The organism is Aestuariibaculum sp. M13 (assembly GCF_024723255.1).
GTDB lineage: Bacteria > Bacteroidota > Bacteroidia > Flavobacteriales > Flavobacteriaceae > Aestuariibaculum > Aestuariibaculum lutulentum.
In genome coordinates, this window is sequence record NZ_JANIAC010000002.1 from 849,996 (window position 1) to 866,494 (window position 16,499).

At 36.8% G+C, this 16,499-nt stretch carries 13 protein-coding genes; 6 read left to right on the forward strand and 7 right to left on the reverse strand.

Annotated features, from left to right (window positions below):
* Positions 1–132 precede the first annotated feature (132 nt).
* Both NO995_RS10745 and NO995_RS10750 read left to right on the forward strand, forming a co-directional pair.
* A complete protein-coding gene (locus NO995_RS10745; RefSeq protein ID WP_258227510.1) occupies positions 133–1,680 on the forward strand; it encodes an FMN-binding glutamate synthase family protein in 1,548 nt (515 codons plus the stop codon).
* Between the two features lie 17 nt (positions 1,681–1,697).
* Complete coding sequence (locus NO995_RS10750) at positions 1,698–2,219, forward strand: hypothetical protein (RefSeq protein ID WP_258227511.1); 522 nt, start codon at positions 1,698–1,700, stop codon at positions 2,217–2,219.
* A 50-nt stretch (positions 2,220–2,269) separates the two neighbouring features.
* On the opposite strand, the gene NO995_RS10755 is transcribed toward NO995_RS10750, so the two are convergent.
* From NO995_RS10755 to NO995_RS10765, 3 genes are read right to left on the reverse strand one after another with little or no spacing between them, the layout of a single operon-like run.
* Positions 2,270–3,181: a patatin family protein gene (locus NO995_RS10755; protein ID WP_258227512.1), complete on the reverse strand. Its 912-nt coding sequence runs from the start codon at positions 3,179–3,181 to the stop codon at positions 2,270–2,272.
* A gap of 3 nt (positions 3,182–3,184) precedes the next feature.
* Positions 3,185–4,087 carry a patatin family protein gene (locus tag NO995_RS10760; RefSeq protein WP_258227513.1) on the reverse strand — a complete coding sequence of 301 codons (903 nt, stop codon included), beginning with the start codon at positions 4,085–4,087 and terminating at the stop codon, positions 3,185–3,187.
* 1 nt (position 4,088) lies between these two features.
* The gene (locus NO995_RS10765) at positions 4,089–6,050 is read right to left on the reverse strand and encodes a M1 family metallopeptidase (RefSeq protein ID WP_258227514.1); all 1,962 of its coding nucleotides are present in this window, start codon (positions 6,048–6,050) and stop codon (positions 4,089–4,091) included.
* Positions 6,051–6,183: 133 nt separating this feature from the next.
* Between NO995_RS10765 and NO995_RS10770 the strand changes: the two genes are divergently transcribed.
* The 4 genes from NO995_RS10770 (at position 6,184) to NO995_RS10785 (ending at position 12,283) form a co-directional block, all read left to right on the forward strand.
* The gene (locus NO995_RS10770; RefSeq protein ID WP_258227515.1) at positions 6,184–8,721 is read left to right on the forward strand and encodes a DUF559 domain-containing protein; all 2,538 of its coding nucleotides are present in this window, start codon (positions 6,184–6,186) and stop codon (positions 8,719–8,721) included.
* A gap of 35 nt (positions 8,722–8,756) precedes the next feature.
* Positions 8,757–9,338, forward strand: coding sequence for a tRNA-(ms[2]io[6]A)-hydroxylase (locus tag NO995_RS10775; protein WP_258227516.1), 582 nt, complete (start codon positions 8,757–8,759; stop codon positions 9,336–9,338).
* Between the two features lie 324 nt (positions 9,339–9,662).
* Complete coding sequence (locus NO995_RS10780; RefSeq protein WP_258227517.1) at positions 9,663–11,828, forward strand: DNA mismatch repair protein MutS; 2,166 nt, start codon at positions 9,663–9,665, stop codon at positions 11,826–11,828.
* Between the two features lie 35 nt (positions 11,829–11,863).
* A complete protein-coding gene (locus NO995_RS10785) occupies positions 11,864–12,283 on the forward strand; it encodes a thiol-disulfide oxidoreductase DCC family protein (protein ID WP_258227518.1) in 420 nt (139 codons plus the stop codon).
* A gap of 3 nt (positions 12,284–12,286) precedes the next feature.
* Here the strand turns inward: NO995_RS10785 and NO995_RS10790 are convergent, their stop codons facing one another.
* The 4 genes from NO995_RS10790 to aroC form a co-directional block, all read right to left on the reverse strand.
* Positions 12,287–12,901: a YiiX/YebB-like N1pC/P60 family cysteine hydrolase gene (locus tag NO995_RS10790; protein WP_258227519.1), complete on the reverse strand. Its 615-nt coding sequence runs from the start codon at positions 12,899–12,901 to the stop codon at positions 12,287–12,289.
* 19 nt (positions 12,902–12,920) lie between these two features.
* Complete coding sequence (locus NO995_RS10795; protein ID WP_258227520.1) at positions 12,921–13,739, reverse strand: sulfurtransferase; 819 nt, start codon at positions 13,737–13,739, stop codon at positions 12,921–12,923.
* A 6-nt stretch (positions 13,740–13,745) separates the two neighbouring features.
* Positions 13,746–15,065 carry a dicarboxylate/amino acid:cation symporter gene (locus NO995_RS10800; protein WP_240572922.1) on the reverse strand — a complete coding sequence of 440 codons (1,320 nt, stop codon included), beginning with the start codon at positions 15,063–15,065 and terminating at the stop codon, positions 13,746–13,748.
* Positions 15,066–15,214: 149 nt separating this feature from the next.
* Positions 15,215–16,279: a chorismate synthase gene (gene aroC / locus NO995_RS10805; protein ID WP_240572921.1), complete on the reverse strand. Its 1,065-nt coding sequence runs from the start codon at positions 16,277–16,279 to the stop codon at positions 15,215–15,217.
* Positions 16,280–16,499: the final 220 nt, after the last annotated feature.

Genomic DNA, 16,499 nt, shown 5'->3' on the forward strand with positions numbered 1-16,499 from the left:
AGGGTTAAAATTAAACATTGCCAACCGTTTAATTAAAAGGTTTTATTAATAATTATAAACAATTATAAATGCCCAAAGCATTTATTAAAATTTAAATATCTTTATCTTAAATTCTGAAAATTTATACAATTTATGTTCTCTTTTTTATCTGATATTTCTTGGTGGGGCTGGATTTTAATTATACTATTATTAGTTGCCATTCGCGATATTTTTATTCAAAAAGCACACACTATTAGCCATAACTACCCCATTATTGGTCATCTTAGGTATATGCTTGAAAAAATTGGACCCGAACTGCGCCAGTATTTAGTCGCTAACAACCGTGAGGAATTACCATTTAACCGTATTGAACGCGGCTGGATTTACGCCTCGGCTAAAAAAGAAAACAATTATGAAGGTTTCGGAACCGATACCGATATTTATGCACATCAGCATATTTTTATTAATAACGCGATGATGCCTTATAAGCCAAAAGAAAACCATCCTAACGAAATAGACAAAACCTTTTTACCATGTGCTAAAGTCATGGGATTACACAATAATAGAAAAAAACCATTTCGTCCGGCATCGGTTATTAATGTTTCGGCTATGAGTTTCGGTTCGCTTTCAGCAAAAGCAGTTGAGTCTTTAAATAAAGGCGTAAAAATGGCTGGCGCTTATCATAATACAGGTGAAGGCGGCCTGTCCCCTTACCACAGTCACGGCGGTGATGTTATTTTTCACTTCGGAACCGGTTATTTTGGTGTTCGAAATGAAGATGGGTCGTTTTCCTTAGACAAACTGGTAAAATTAGTAGAAGATAATCCATTTATTCGTGCTATTGAAGTAAAGCTATCTCAAGGTGCTAAACCGGGTAAAGGTGGTGTGTTACCAGCGTCAAAAATCACCAAAGAAATTGCAGCCATTCGTCATGTAGAATTAGGCAAAGATGTGTTGTCACCACCAAACCATTCTGCATTCTCAAATGTCGCTGAAATGGTAGATTTTATTGAAGAAATAGCTAAAGCTACCGGTTTACCTGTTGGCATCAAAGCTGCTATTGGTAAACTGGAACAATGGGAAGAGCTTGCCGATATCATGTTAAAAACAGGCAAAGGTCCAGATTTCATTACCGTTGATGGTGGCGAAGGCGGTACCGGTGCAGCTCCGCCAAGTTTTGCAGATCATGTGTCCCTGCCTTGGGTTTACGGGTTCAGCGACTTATACAAACTTTTTCAGCGTAAAGAACTCACCGAACGCATTGTCTTTATTGGTAGCGGTAAATTAGGATTCCCTGCCAAAGGCGCTATGGCTTTTGCCATGGGTGCCGACTGTATAAACGTGGCTCGAGAAGCTATGATGAGTATTGGCTGTATTCAGGCGCAAGTTTGTCACAACAACCGTTGCCCGAGTGGTGTTGCCACGCAAAGTAAATGGTTACAAAGTGGTATTGACCCGACGTTAAAATCGGCGAGACTGGCTCAGTATTTTAAAACCTTTAGAAAAGAATTTATTGAAATTACCCATGCGGCAGGTTACGAACACCCTTGCCAGTTTAAAATGAGTGATATCGAAATTAACGTAGATGATCACAATTTATCTAAAGAACTAAGCAAAACCTATATGTACAACAAAACACATGTACCATTTACAGGTATGCAGGATTTAAAAGATTGCATATATTTGGGAGGGAATAAATAAACTTAACACTACTTTTTATGGATTCGTCAAGAATTATCGATTTATTATTATTTGCTATTCCGTCCTTAATTACCGGACTTATAGCATATTATTTTTTTAAAGAACACACTAAAAATGAAGATGGTCGCAGACGCTTTTTACTACAAAAAGACCTGGAAGTAAGCGCCTTACCAACACGCCTGCAAGCCTACGAACGTATGACCTTGTTTTTAGAGCGCATTGCACCATCTAAACTTTTACTTCGAGTAGCACCAACCTCATCGGATAAAAACACCTATGAAGCCATGTTAATCCAAGCCATTGAGTCGGAATTTGAACATAATTTAGCACAGCAGATTTACGTAAGCGAACAGTGTTGGAGCATTATTAATACAGCTAAAAACGCCACCATACAACTGATAAGGAAAGCTAGTTTACTTGAAAAAGCTGATACCGCCGACAAACTACGCGAAGTGGTATTAACCGAAATGTTAGAACGCCGTGCCCCAAGCGATTTGGCCCTTTCGTTTATTAAAGATGAAGTGAAAAATATTTTATAAAACATGTACTCTTGAATATTAAAAAAGACAACCTCAATAGGTTGTCTTTTTTAATATTCAACATCACTTAATTCATTACCCCCCATATGCTTCTGCTTAGCATATTCAAAACCTTCTTCCCACCATTTGGTCATTAAGCGTTTACTAAATATTAATGAATTCTCGGTAAGCTGGGTTGGTGTATAGTATAAATTCAGTTTTACATTACGATGCTTTGCTGCGAGTTTACCAATAGCAATATCGGCCTTTTCGACCTGATCTAAAAGGTGACCAAACAAGTTAATCATCAAGGAAAAAGGATTTTTCCCTAACACTTTGTTGTATTCTAAATTTTCACTTTCCAAAACTATCGCATCAACTTCGGTAGCACCACGAAGAATGGCTTCACGAATAGGAATTACACATCCCAGTCCTCCATCGGCATACTCAAAGCCATCACGTTTTACCAAGGACATAAACGGAATGTAATTGCAGGAGATCCAAATCCAGTCGCAAAACTCTTCATAACTAAAATCGTTAATAGACTTATACTCCACCCGGTTTTTAGACAGGTTAGACACTGTAACCACTACATCTTCTTTCGTATCTCGAATTAAATTAAATTCTTCTTCACTAAAATGCTTTTTTATATGACGCCTTAAATTTTTACTTTCACCAAATGTACGTTTACGTTTTATAAATTGGAGAATGGAATTAAAGTAATTAATAGATACATACTCCCTGCCATCCTTTTTATGTTGCACAAACGGATTGATACTAAAAATGGTATTTTGCTTCACGTTGGTAAAAATCTCATGTAATTTACTCAGGCTATTGGTTGCTAAATGAGGTACCAGCAAACTACCTGTTGATGTACCGAGAAACATATCGTACTCTTTACCTTGTTCTTCCATTAAATATTGCGCTACACCACCAGCAAACGCACCTTTACTGCCACCTCCGGAAATTACTAATGCTTTCATATACTAATCTTCTAACGCGCTTACTTGTTTATTTTTAAACTTGGCAAAATTATAGCCACTTTGCCACCATTCGGTCATTTTTTCTTTGTTAAAGATTAATGAATTTGTGGTTAACACCGTTGGCGCGTAATAAAAATTAATAATGGCATTAGTATGGTTAGCCACATGTTTACCTATTTTTATATTTTGAGATTCGATTCTATCGAGCATAAATGTGAACATATTGGTCATTAAAGAAAAGGGGTTTTTTGACGGTAATCGGTTATATTGAGTCACTTCGGTTTGTAAAATTATAGCATCAACTTCGGTAGCGCCTCGATTTATAGCTTCCTCAATGGGCACCATATTTCCTAAACCGCCATCGGCATATTCGCAACCATCCTTTTTAACTAAAGTCATGAACGGTGTATAATTACTAGAAATCCAGATCCATTCACAAAATTCATCGTAATCAAAGTCTTTGATGCTTTTGTATTCCACCTGATTCAGTGAAATATTAGATACGGTAACTACAATGTCTTTGGCTGATTGCTTTAAAATTTCAAAATCTTCTGGTGTTAGTGTTCTTTTTATAAGGTCTTTCAAGTGATAGCTTTCACCAAAAGTCTTACTCCCGCGCAACATATTTAAAAGCACATTAAAATGATTAATAGCAATATTTTGATTGCCGTGTTTTTGTTTTACCACAAAAGGACACACGCTAAAAATATCGCTGTTTGTTACACTTGTATACACATGTTTTATACGTTCAATTTCCTTTAATGCCAGATGCGACACCAGTAAACTCCCGGTTGATGTTCCTATATAAATCTGGTAGTCCCGATTCATCTCTTCAATAAGATATTGTGCCACTCCACCAGCGAATGCCCCTTTACTACCGCCTCCTGAAATTACTAAAGCTTTCATTTTAATTTTGATTTAGGGCTTGTAACATCGATTTTGAAAATTTCGAAAATTGCCAGTTGTGATGCGTTGTAGCTTCCTTTAAATTTTCTCTGCATACTTCATTACAGGCTTGTATTTGCTGCAAAAACATAAACGCATTCTGTCGAATATCGAAACTGTATTTTGGAGATGTGTAGTCTGTTAATTCCTTGAAATATTCAGGCTTATTTTCCGGCTCAAAACCATCAGTAATCAATGCTAAAGTCAGCCACAACATCCTAACGTTTTTATCGTGAAACCCTACAATGCCTTTTGTTTGATTTAAATATTTATAGCGCTCTTGCGGAAAGTTTCGCCATAAATTCATTAAAGCGGCTTCAATAGTTACATACGATTCATCCTGTAATAATGATTCGTAATCCTGCTTTAATCGTTCAGGAATAATGGAGATCGATGTTGCAATGGCTTGACGCACTTTTATACTGGATTTAAAATTATCTGTTGTAATTTGATTTGGTATTTGCTCGATCACCTTAGCTTTAGCCTCATCTGAAATCCCTGAATTTAAATACTCGCCACATTTGGAGGTATACAATTCACAATCTACCATAAGATACTCTTGAATAAACACCGATTGTTTTAAACTTTCTAACATCAAGTTATAATTTAAATCTTTGTTTTCCAACCAAAGTGCCACAAACTTGCTTAAATCTTGTTTACTTGTCCGTTCAACCTCTGCTATAAAGTCTTTGGTTTTTACATTTTTAAAAGCATATTTATTTAAATAACTCTTTACTGCACTTTTAAAAGCATCATCTCCCACCTGTTCCCGAAGCAAATGCAAAACCCAGGCTCCCTTTTTATAAAATGTGGTACTACTAGACTTTGGGTTTAAAAGTGCCGTGCTTCCACCCGATTTATCCTGTACATCCAGCTCCTGTAAATATTCATATAAACGCCAGTAATAATAATTATCACCAAAAACATCGCGTTCAGCTAATAATGCATAATATGTTGCAAAACCTTCCTGCAACCAATGGTGTGTTCCTGAAGTTTCGGTTACCAAATCGCCAAACCACTGGTGAGCCAGCTCGTGCGCATTTACATTAACATAATTCTTATCTACAAAAGCCGTATCGTTAACCACAAAAGCATCAGAAAAAATAGTCGCACTGGTATTTTCCATGCCGGCATACAGAAAGTCTTTAACTGGTATTTGCTTATAATTCTGCCACGGATACGCTACCCCAATTTCCTCTTCTAAAAAATCGAACATCTGTTTTGTGTATCTATAAGTTGGTTCAAACTTTAAAGAATCTTCAGGATAGTAATACATCTCTAGAGTTATACCGCTTTCTGAATACTCGATTTGCTTATCATACTTTCCAATGGCTAAAGCCACTAAATAACTCGCCATAGGTTTTCGCATATCGTAATGCCAGGTCATTGTGGAATCGTTGATTTGCTTATCTATTAATTTTCCGTTGGCGATAACCTCGTAATTTTTATTAAAAGTAATGCTTAAATCGAACTCAATTTTATCATTCATATCGTCGATACTCGGCAACCAGTTACTCGTATATTTCCCCTGTCCCTGCGTCCAGATTTGCTTGTTTCCATCCGGATACTCCCAATCAATAAAATACAAGGCTTTCTTTGGTTGGGCTTTATATTCAAATTTTAATTCATAGGATTTCCCCTTTTTTAACTTACGCTTAATCCACAGTTTTTTTGAATCGCTTCGGAAGTCTACCGACTTTCCATTTAAAGACACCAGAGAGAATTCCATGTTTATGGCATCTAAAAAAATGGAGTCTCTAGATTTTAAAATATCTAATTTATAAGTCACCTCACCCAAAACCGTTTTCGCCTCAGGTTGAAATGTCACCCATACAGCTGCACTTTTAAAATCCACATAATCGGCTTGCTGGGCACACAAAAAACCAGTAATAAAAAAAATAAGGGCAAGTAGGTAGAATTTCATATTTATAGGGTTATAAATCCATGTCGGACAAGATTTTAAATAATTAAGCCATTTGACTCTAACAAGGATTAAGCCAAAATACGGAAATTTTCCATTTTTTGAATTGGTTGAAAAGGTTTAAATTCGTCCTGTTATGGCAATAAATCTACAAACTCCTATCGATTATTTAAAAGGCGTTGGCTCGAGCAGAGCCGATTTGCTTCGCAAAGAATTGGGTATTCATACCTATCAGGATTTGATGAATTTATTCCCAAACCGCTACATCGATCGTACGCAATATTACAAGATTAATGGATTGCCGCACAACAATGCCGATGTCCAGGTGATTGGTAAAATTATTTCATTTTCTGAAGTCGGACAAAACCGAGGCAAACGTTTGGTGGCAAAATTTCAGGACGACACCGGAACCATGGAACTGGTTTGGTTTCGAGGCCATAAATGGATAAAAGAAAGCTTAAAATTGAACACCCCTTACGTGGCGTTTGGGAAAACCAATTGGTTCAACAGCACCTTCTCCATGCCACATCCTGAACTGGAACCATTAGCTGAGCACGAAAAAAATTTAAGATCTGCTATGCAGGCTATTTATCCGTCAACTGAAAAGCTATCGAATCGAGGTATTTCTAATCGGGTAGTAAGTAAAATTATTCAGCAATTATTTATCGATGCCAACGGAAAATTTGACGAAACGCTTCCCGAATATTTGCGAAAAGAACTGCATTTAATTAATAAAAATGAAGCCCTTTTTAACATCCATTTTCCGAAGAGTCCGGAGCTGTTAACCAAGGCACAATTCCGATTAAAATTTGAAGAGCTTTTTTATATTCAGCTGCAGCTCATCATTAAAAATTTAGTTCACAAATCAAAAATTAAAGGCTTTCCTTTTGAACATATTGGCGAACATTTTAAAACCTTTTTTGAAGAACATTTACCCTTCGATTTAACTAATGCACAAAAACGCGTTCTAAAAGAAATACGTGCCGATTTAGGAAGCAATGCCCAAATGAATCGTTTGTTACAAGGTGATGTAGGTTCCGGAAAGACCATTGTAGCGCTAATGTCAATGTTAATGGCACTTGACAACGGTTTCCAGGCTTGTTTAATGGCTCCGACTGAAATTTTGTCAGTCCAACACTATAACGGATTACTTGAACTATGTAAAGAACTGAAAATCAGAATAAAACTTTTAACAGGTTCAACTAAAACTTCAGAACGAAGAGAAATTTTAGAATCTTTAAAAAATGGCGATTTAAACATCATTATCGGCACCCATGCGCTACTTGAAAACAAGGTAGAATTCCATAATTTAGGGCTCGCTATCATAGACGAGCAACATCGTTTTGGTGTCGCTCAAAGAAGTAAATTATGGCATAAAGGCCCACCTCAATCCTCCCAAAGGGAGGACGCTAAAAAGGTGCTTCAAAAATACATGACCGCCCGACCGTCAACGTATAAATTATTAAAAGAACTTCAGGCTGAAAATAAAAAAAGCAGCAGACAAGCCGAACAAATTTTATGGGAATCTTTGAGGAATAAAAATCTAAATCACAAATTTAGACGTCAACATATCATTGATGAATTTATTGTTGATTTTTTATGTTTGGAAAAGAAATTAGTTATTGAAGTTGATGGCGGTTATCATAATACCAAAGAACAAAAAGAAGCGGATAATTTAAGAACTCAAATTCTAAATGAAATCGGTTTTAAAGTCATTCGTTTTACCAATGAACAAGTTATAGTTGACACTGAAAATGTTTTAAAATATATTGAACAAACTTTAAAAAGCCTCCCCTCTGGGGAGGTTGGTGGGGCTCCTACCCCGCCACACATTTTAGTGATGACTGCAACTCCAATTCCACGTACGTTGGCGATGTCGGTTTATGGCGATCTTGACATCTCGATTATAGACGAATTACCAGCAGGAAGAAAGCCTATAAAAACGGTTCATCGCTATGATAAAAACAGACTGAATGTTTTTCGTTTTGTGAAGGAAGAAATTGCCAAAGGCAGACAGGTGTATATTGTGTATCCGTTAATTCAGGAAAGTGAAAAAATGGACTATAAAGATTTGATGGATGGCTATGAAAGTATCGCTCGAGATTTCCCAATGCCCAATTATCAAATTTCCATTGTTCACGGTAAAATGAAACCTGCCGATAAAGATTATGAGATGCAACGCTTTATAAAAGGCGAAACACAAATTATGGTCGCTACAACCGTTATCGAAGTTGGTGTAAATGTTCCTAACGCTTCGGTTATGATTATTGAAAGTGCCGAACGTTTTGGGCTGTCGCAACTTCATCAGTTACGTGGTCGTGTGGGGCGAGGTGCCGAACAGAGCTACTGTATTTTAATGACTGGACATAAACTAAGCAACGACAGTAAAACCCGTTTGGAAACTATGGTTAAAACCAGTGATGGTTTTGAAATTGCCGAAGTCGATTTAAAATTAAGAGGTCCCGGCGATTTAATGGGCACCCAGCAAAGTGGTGTGCTTAACCTTAAAATTGCCGATATCGTAAAGGACAAAGATTTATTACAACACGCCCGTTATCACGCAAAAAAGATCCTTAATGACGATCCGAAACTGGCTTCCACAGATAACGCAGTAGTTTTAGACACTTACAGAAAGCTTAGTAAATTTAAAAACATCTGGAATTATATTTCTTAGATTACCGAAAGCTTTATTTTTGTAAAAATTTAATTATGCTTCATTTACAACTGGAAACCGACCCGCGTTGGGCCAACCTGGCGGAATCAAATATAGAAGAAATCCTTACCGACCATGCCTGGTGTGAGCAAAAAGCAGCCACCAGCGCCATTACTTTAATTACTCAAAATCCGGAATACCCCGATATGGTAACCGAACTTCTAGAAATTGCGCAGGAAGAACTGGAACATTTTCAAATGGTTCACGACATCATTAAAGCCCGTGGGTACGAATTGGGCCCCGAGCGCAAAGACAGTTACGTTCATGAGCTTTTTAAATTTATGAATAAAGGCGGAAATCGCATTCAGCGTATGGTAGACAAATTGTTGCTTTCTGCTATGATTGAAGCCAGAAGCTGCGAACGATTCAAACTGTTATCAAACATCATAAAAGACGAAGAACTGGCTAAATTCTATTACGATTTAATGGTTAGTGAGGCGAGCCATTATACCACGTTCATAACCTTTGCCAGAAAATATGGTAAAGGGGTTGATGTAGAAAAGCGCTGGAAGCAATTAGTAGAGTTTGAAAGCTCTATTATAAAAAGCTACGGAACAGGCGAATCGCTTCATGGCTAAATCCAACTTTTAAAATCGATTATCAAGCAAAAATTGGGGCAAAACAAAGCTCAACCTAAACGAGTTGAGCTTTGCAAACTGTTCTATAGTTTGATTGATTGATGACGATTTTTTAAAACTTACACTTGTATTTTCAAACAGCATCTTCATACTCAACTTTGCAGTTGTAAGGTATTCACTATTTAAACACACCCTTGTTATTCTTTTGTTAAAGAATGAGTTACAAATGTTAATTAACATTTTTTAAGACAAGGAAATACCGCTATAAATTTACTTGCAGATTGTTTAACTTTGCCTCTTTCGTATTCATATTTAAAACAAAGAATGATTAACATTCACGACAAGACATTACAAGACTTAGAATTTCCAACCGTTTTACAACAAGTTAGCGAACATTGTATCACCCCACTTGGAAACGAAAGAGCTTTAGAAATAGCACCATACAGAGACAAAAAGGAACTGCTTAACAGTTTACAGTTAACTAACGAATATGTATCATCGTTTGCTAACGACAACCGTATTCCTAACCACAGTTTCGAGACCATATCTAAAGAAATTAAACTTTTAAATATTGAAAATGCTTTTTTAGAGGTCTTTAGTCTGAAAAAGATTGCGTCGATTTCAACCACATCAAACGAGATTGTGTTATTTCTTAATAAATTTGAAGAATACTATCCGAAACTTCATGAATACGCATCTCATATTGAAGTGACCAAAATAGTTATCGATAAAATTAACTCTATTATTGACCGTTTTGGGGATATTAAAGACAATGCTTCCGATAAACTTTACGAGTTGCGACAGTCTATCAATAAAGTAAAGGGGCAAATAAACAGCAGTTTCGTTACCGCATTAAACGCCTATCACAGTTCTGAGTATTTAGATGATATTCGCGAGTCTGTTCTGGAAAACCGACGTGTATTAGCTGTAAAAGCCATGTATCGCCGAAAGGTTAAAGGCACTATTTTAGGAAGTAGTAAAACGGGAAGTATTGTATACATGGAACCTGAGGCTACACAAAAATACACACGAGAACTTAATAATCTGGAATACGAAGAGAAAGAAGAAATTACACGTATTTTAAAAGAAGTTACTGAGTATATTCGTCCGTTTGTTGAGTTGTTTGCAAAGTATCAGGAGTTTTTAATAAACATCGATGTAATTTCGGCGAAAGCCAAATACGCACAATCATTAAACGCTATTCTTCCGGAAATTACAGAAGATCGCAGTATGTTTTTACGTGAAGCCTATCACCCGCTTCTATATCTTAACAATCTTAAAAAGAAAGCTAAAACCTTTCCGCAAACAGTAGAATTAAAACAGGACAGTCGCATTATCGTTATATCAGGACCAAATGCCGGCGGTAAAAGTATCACCTTAAAAACTGTTGGATTGTTGCAAGTTATGCTGCAAAGCGGTATGCTTATTCCTGTTCATGAGCGCAGTAAAGCCTGTTTGTTTGATCGCGTAATGAGTGATATTGGTGACAACCAGTCCATAGAAAACCATTTAAGCACGTACAGCTACCGATTAAAACAAATGAATTATTTCTTAAGGAAATGCAACAAAAACACCCTGTTTTTAATTGATGAGTTTGGTACAGGTAGTGACCCTGAATTAGGAGGCGCACTGGCGGAAACGTTTTTAGAGGAATTCTACCATCGGGAAGCCTTCGGAATTATCACCACACACTATTCCAACTTAAAAATATTGGCCAACGAACTACCAAACATGCTCAATGCCAATATGCTTTTTGACGAACGTACATTGGAACCGCTTTTTAAACTCGTAATTGGTCAGGCCGGAAGTAGTTTTACATTTGAAGTGGCTCAGAAAAATGGTATCCCTTTCGGATTAATAAACCGCGCTAAGAAGAAAATTGAGCGCAGTAAAGTCCGTTTTGATGCCACGATAGCAAAACTTCAAAAAGAACGCTCTAAACTTGAAAAAACAGGCGAATCTTTAAAACTGAATGAGAAGAAAAAAATTGAAGAAGCCGACAAACTCGAAGAAATCAATAATCGCATTCAAAAGAAACTGGAAAGCTATCAGGAACTTTACGACAGTAATCAGCGTTTAATTTATATCGGACAAAAAGTTGATGATTTAGCCGACAAATATTTCAACAACAAACAAAAACGCGCCTTAATGGATGAGTTATTCAAACTGGTTCAGGTTGAAAATTCAAAACGTCAAAAAGTTAGCAAGAAAGAAAAACAACAAATAAAAGCTAAAGAAAACAAGGTTAAAAAAGAAGTTGAGAAAAAGGTTGAAGTAATTCGTGAAAAGAAAAAAGAAGCGAAACAAAAAGCTATTGAAGCACCTAAACCAAAACCGATTCTAACCATTGGCGACCGCGTTCGACTGGAAGATGGTCGAGCGATTGGAACCATCGATAAAATAGAGAAAAACAAAGCTGTGGTTAACTATGGTATCTTTACAACCAATGTAAGCCTGGATCAGTTAGAACTTGTTGAACGCGTAAAGTAGTTCAACAAGTTTTATCTTTTTTATACCTTTAAAACATGAAGGTCGATTTACCAAAAAACAAACAACTTATTCTATTTGATGGGGTTTGCAACCTATGTAACTCGAGTGTTAACTTTGTTATAAAACACGACAATAAAAATAAATTCTTATTTACACCGCTACAAAGTGAATTAGCTAGTCAAATTGTAGAAGAATTTCAAATAGACAGAAAAAAAACTGATTCTATCCTACTCTACACCCCCGAAAAAGTCATCACCTATAAATCGACTGCTGCTTTAAAAATTGCATCTCATTTAGGCTTTCCAATTAATATCCTTTCTGTTTTTCTGATTATTCCTGCATTTATTAGAAACTGGATTTACGATTTTATTGCTAAAAACCGTTACAAATGGTTTGGAAAAAAAGAGGTTTGTATGATTCCTACTCCGGAATTAAAAAGTAAGTTTTTAGAGTAAATCTTAAAGTGTCCCCAAGATTTTAATCCTTTTAGATAAAGACATCCCGCCCGGATTACAACCTGGTTTACCTTCGGGAACTTCCATATTCAACTTCTTAAAATAGTCTTCCCATACTTTAAAATACGACTCCGAACCTGGTGCTTTGTATGTCATTGGAAACAACTTAAAAAATGGTTGTCCGTTTGCACTAAGAAAGCAATCGTAAATTAACTCGGAACAATAGTACTTGTCGTTATCGTATAAATAATTTACATCATAAGGTGTACCAAGTTGTTTTTTGCCAAAGTCAATAGCCTTTGCAATCAAGTTTCTATAACGTTTTTTTAAACGCCCAACATACATTGGATTTTTCGTCTTTAAAACAAAAGCATCATAAGGTGTTAAGGTCACTTCTGTTCCTGCAGCTTCCAAAATAAGTGTTTTATTATTTTGAATTACCACCATACCCATGTGATTAAAATCATGCCCTTTATAACCTTCTGTTACCTGATTAATTGCATCACATAACGGACCACAATCTATAGACTGAAATATTAAATCACCGTTTTGTAATTCAATATTTTGAGCATACCCAAAGCATACAAACAGAAAAACAGGTAAAAACAAAGACTTCATAAATTGTTTTTAATTGATTTTAGCTTTCGGTAAGACTTCCCCACTCTGTCCAAGAACCATCGTAAACCGAAATGTTTTTATAACCGGTCAGGTCTGCTCCCAAAGCCAGTACACAAGCTGTAATTCCTGAGCCGCAAGAAAAAATAATCGGATCCTCTTTATTCACCAATGAGGAAAACATCAATTCTATTTCTGCTTTCGATTTTAATTCGCCGTCTTTCAATAAATCTGTGAATGGTAAATTCACCGAATTCGGTATCGTCCCCATACGTAATCCTTCACGAGGTTCCGGTTCTTCGCAATTAAAACGCCCTCTGGAACGGGCATCAATAATAGTATGCGATTTAGTTGATGAAGCTTCCTGCATATCCTTAAAAAACTTCATTGTTTGCGGATTTAATTCAGCCTTAAAAGCTCCTGAATCTCCTTTAAATGGAGTCATCGCTTCAGTTGGGTAACCTGCTTTATTCCATGAAGGCAATCCTCCACTTAGCACTGCAATATTATGATGTCCGAAAGCTTTAAACAACCACCAAACACGTGCCGACGAATAAATACCTTTATCGTCGTAAACTACAATAGCACTATCTTTATCAATCCCTAAGGCTTGCGCTTCGGTTTCAAATTGTACTGCTGAAGGAAACGTACTTGGAAATGGAGCTCCCACTTCACTAAACTTGTTCTTTATATCAAAAAATCTTGTATTCGGAATTTGCTCCTTTGAAGCATCAAATACTTTATTAATGGTTCCGTCTAAAATCACCAGATTTTCAGCATCTAAATGATTGTAAAGCCAGTCGACTGTTACTGAAGACTCTTTTAATACAAGCTTAGCCATAATTAACTACTTTTTTAAATTATCGTCCCAGTTTTTAACATGAGGCTCGTGTAGTTTATCTAAAGATTTAGCGACCAACACCGATACTGTTGCATCGCCGGTTACGTTTACTACGGTTCTACACATATCTAATGGGCGATCTACCGCAAAAATAAGCGCTAAACCAATTGGTAATAATTCTGCCGGAAACCCGATAGATTCCAATACAATAACCAACATAACCATTCCCGCACTTGGTACCGCAGCACTTCCAATAGAGGCCAATAACGCCGTTAGCACAATCACTAACTGATTAGAAAATGTTAAACCTTCAGGCCAAATCACCTGCATAATAAAAACGGCAGCAATACCCTGATACAAACTGGTACCATCCATATTTACGGTGGCTCCAACAGGTAAAACAAAACCAGATACTTCTTTATCCACCCCAATATGTTCTTCAACACGCTCCATAGTTACCGGTAATGTTGCTGCACTGGAACTCGTTGAAAAAGCTAATAATTGTGCCGGACTAATTTGCTGTAAAAACCACAATGGAGATTTCTTAGCATAAATGCTAACCAGTAGCATATAGAATCCAATCATAATCACTAGACCACCAACGACACAGCCTGCGTAGTATAATAATTTAATTAAAATCTCAACATCATCGAAGGCTATAATCACGTTTGCCAGTAAGGCGAATACGGCGTAAGGCGCAAATAACATAATTAAGTCCACCATTTTCATAACGACTTCATTTAACGAATCGAAGAAGTTAATTAATGGCTTCGCTTTTTCCTCCGGAATTAATAACAAACAAATACCAACAAACATAGCAAAGAAAATAACCTGTAACATCGATGCCTCAGCAAAGGACTGGAAAATGTTACTTGGAAAAATATCGACTAAGGCTTGTAACGGTCCTGCATCTTTTTGAGCGCTGGCCTTGGCAAGTTTATCGACTACGCCAGCGTCATTTTCATATTTCGCTTTAATTTTTTCGATGGTATCCTGCGGCATACCAACACCTGGTCTCACCGTGTTTACAATACCTAAGCCAATAACAATAGCAACCAGCGTGGTGAAAATATAAATACTAATGGTACGTAAACCCATCGATTTAATTTTAGAAATATCTTTTAAATCTGAAATACCTTTGATTAAAGATGCCAGAATTAATGGAACTGCAATTAACTTTAGAAGATTGATAAAAATCGTTCCGAAAGGCGCAATCCAATCGGCTACAAAACCTTTACCACCATCGATACCGTTCATGATGAATCCGAAAATGATTCCCAGAACCATACCTATTATAATCTTCCAGTGTAATGCTAGTTTTTTCATATTGCTAAATAATTTCTTCTGTTTGGGATGAAGTTACTAAATATTATTAAAATGAATCGGAGCCTTAGCCCCGATTGAAGTGATATCCTTTTAATGCTTTAAGCAGAAAGGTTAAAGCATTAAAAGATTTAACGGAAAGCGGGAAACAGCTACAAATGCAAAGCTCTGTTCTGTAACCAGAAATCGGCAATTACCAATGCCGCCATGGCCTCAACAATAGGCACTGCACGTGGCACAACACATGGGTCGTGACGCCCTTTACCCTGCATTTCCACTGTGTTTCCGTCTTTATCTATGGTCTCGTATTTTTGAATTAAAGTCGCTACGGGTTTAAAGGCTACGTTAAAGTAGATATCCATACCGTTACTTATACCGCCCTGAATTCCTCCTGAATAGTTTGTTTTTGTAGAGCCATCGTTATTAAAGGCGTCGTTATGGTCGCTACCGTACATGGTGCTCCCTTCGAAACCACTACCGTACTCGAAACCTTTTACAGCGTTGATTGATAGCATGGCTTTACCTAATTCGGCGTGTAATTTATCGAAAACCGGTTCTCCTAAACCAATTGGCACGTTTTTAATCACACAGGTAACTACACCCCCAACCGTATCGCCTTTAGAGCGTACTTCTTTTATGTAGGCCTCCATTTTAGCAGCCATTTCGGCATCCGGACAACGAACAATGTTAGATTCTATTTGAGTTAAATCCAGTTCGGTGTATGGTTTATCTAATTTCATGGTACCAACGGCCGAAACGTAAGCAGTAAACTCAATGTTTTTCAACATTTGTTTTGCTACAGCACCTGCAACCACACGGCTTGCGGTTTCGCGCGCTGAACTGCGTCCACCTCCGCGATAGTCTCTAAACCCATATTTTTTATCGTAAACATAATCGGCGTGACTTGGACGATAACTATCTTTAATATGCGAGTAATCGTGAGATTTTTGATTGGTATTTTCAATCACAAAACCAATAGAGGTTCCTGTAGTTTTTCCTTCAAAAATTCCGGAATGAAACTTCACCGTATCCGGTTCTTTACGCTGTGTTACAATAGCCGATTGTCCTGGTTTTCTACGATCTAATTCATTTTGAATAGCTTCTAAATCTAACTCAATACCAGAAGGACAACCATCAATAACCCCGCCTAACGCAGGACCGTGAGATTCGCCATAAGTTGATAATGTAAATAGTTTTCCGAAGGAATTTCCCGCCATGTCTAAAAATTTTGTTTGCTAAAGTAAATTTATTCTAAGAGATACGAAAATGAAATTGCATGAAACACACACAAAAAGCACCAAAAACTGATAACACAGACTTAACAATAAACTGATATTTAAATAAATACTAGATAATGATTAGATAATATGTGTTCCCGTATTTTACATCAAACTTCCTCGTTAGCAACATTAAAGGCATTAAAAGACGCCAAAGTTC

Excerpts from the sequence above, each read along its gene's own strand:
- NO995_RS10760 (WP_258227513.1), bottom strand. The coding sequence starts at position 4,087 with ATGAAAGCTTTAGTAATTTCAGGAGGCGGTAGTAAAGGGGCATTCGCT.
- NO995_RS10770 (WP_258227515.1), top strand. The coding sequence starts at position 6,184 with ATGGCAATAAATCTACAAACTCCTATCGATTATTTAAAAGGCGTTGGC.
- NO995_RS10765 (WP_258227514.1), bottom strand. The coding sequence starts at position 6,050 with ATGAAATTCTACCTACTTGCCCTTATTTTTTTTATTACTGGTTTTTTG.
- NO995_RS10745 (WP_258227510.1), top strand. The coding sequence starts at position 133 with ATGTTCTCTTTTTTATCTGATATTTCTTGGTGGGGCTGGATTTTAATT.
- NO995_RS10800 (WP_240572922.1), bottom strand. The coding sequence starts at position 15,065 with ATGAAAAAACTAGCATTACACTGGAAGATTATAATAGGTATGGTTCTG.
- aroC (WP_240572921.1), bottom strand. The coding sequence starts at position 16,279 with ATGGCGGGAAATTCCTTCGGAAAACTATTTACATTATCAACTTATGGC.
- NO995_RS10775 (WP_258227516.1), top strand. The coding sequence starts at position 8,757 with ATGCTTCATTTACAACTGGAAACCGACCCGCGTTGGGCCAACCTGGCG.
- NO995_RS10785 (WP_258227518.1), top strand. The coding sequence starts at position 11,864 with ATGAAGGTCGATTTACCAAAAAACAAACAACTTATTCTATTTGATGGG.
- NO995_RS10780 (WP_258227517.1), top strand. The coding sequence starts at position 9,663 with ATGATTAACATTCACGACAAGACATTACAAGACTTAGAATTTCCAACC.
- NO995_RS10790 (WP_258227519.1), bottom strand. The coding sequence starts at position 12,901 with ATGAAGTCTTTGTTTTTACCTGTTTTTCTGTTTGTATGCTTTGGGTAT.
- NO995_RS10795 (WP_258227520.1), bottom strand. The coding sequence starts at position 13,739 with ATGGCTAAGCTTGTATTAAAAGAGTCTTCAGTAACAGTCGACTGGCTT.
- NO995_RS10755 (WP_258227512.1), bottom strand. The coding sequence starts at position 3,181 with ATGAAAGCATTAGTAATTTCCGGAGGTGGCAGTAAAGGTGCGTTTGCT.
- NO995_RS10750 (WP_258227511.1), top strand. The coding sequence starts at position 1,698 with ATGGATTCGTCAAGAATTATCGATTTATTATTATTTGCTATTCCGTCC.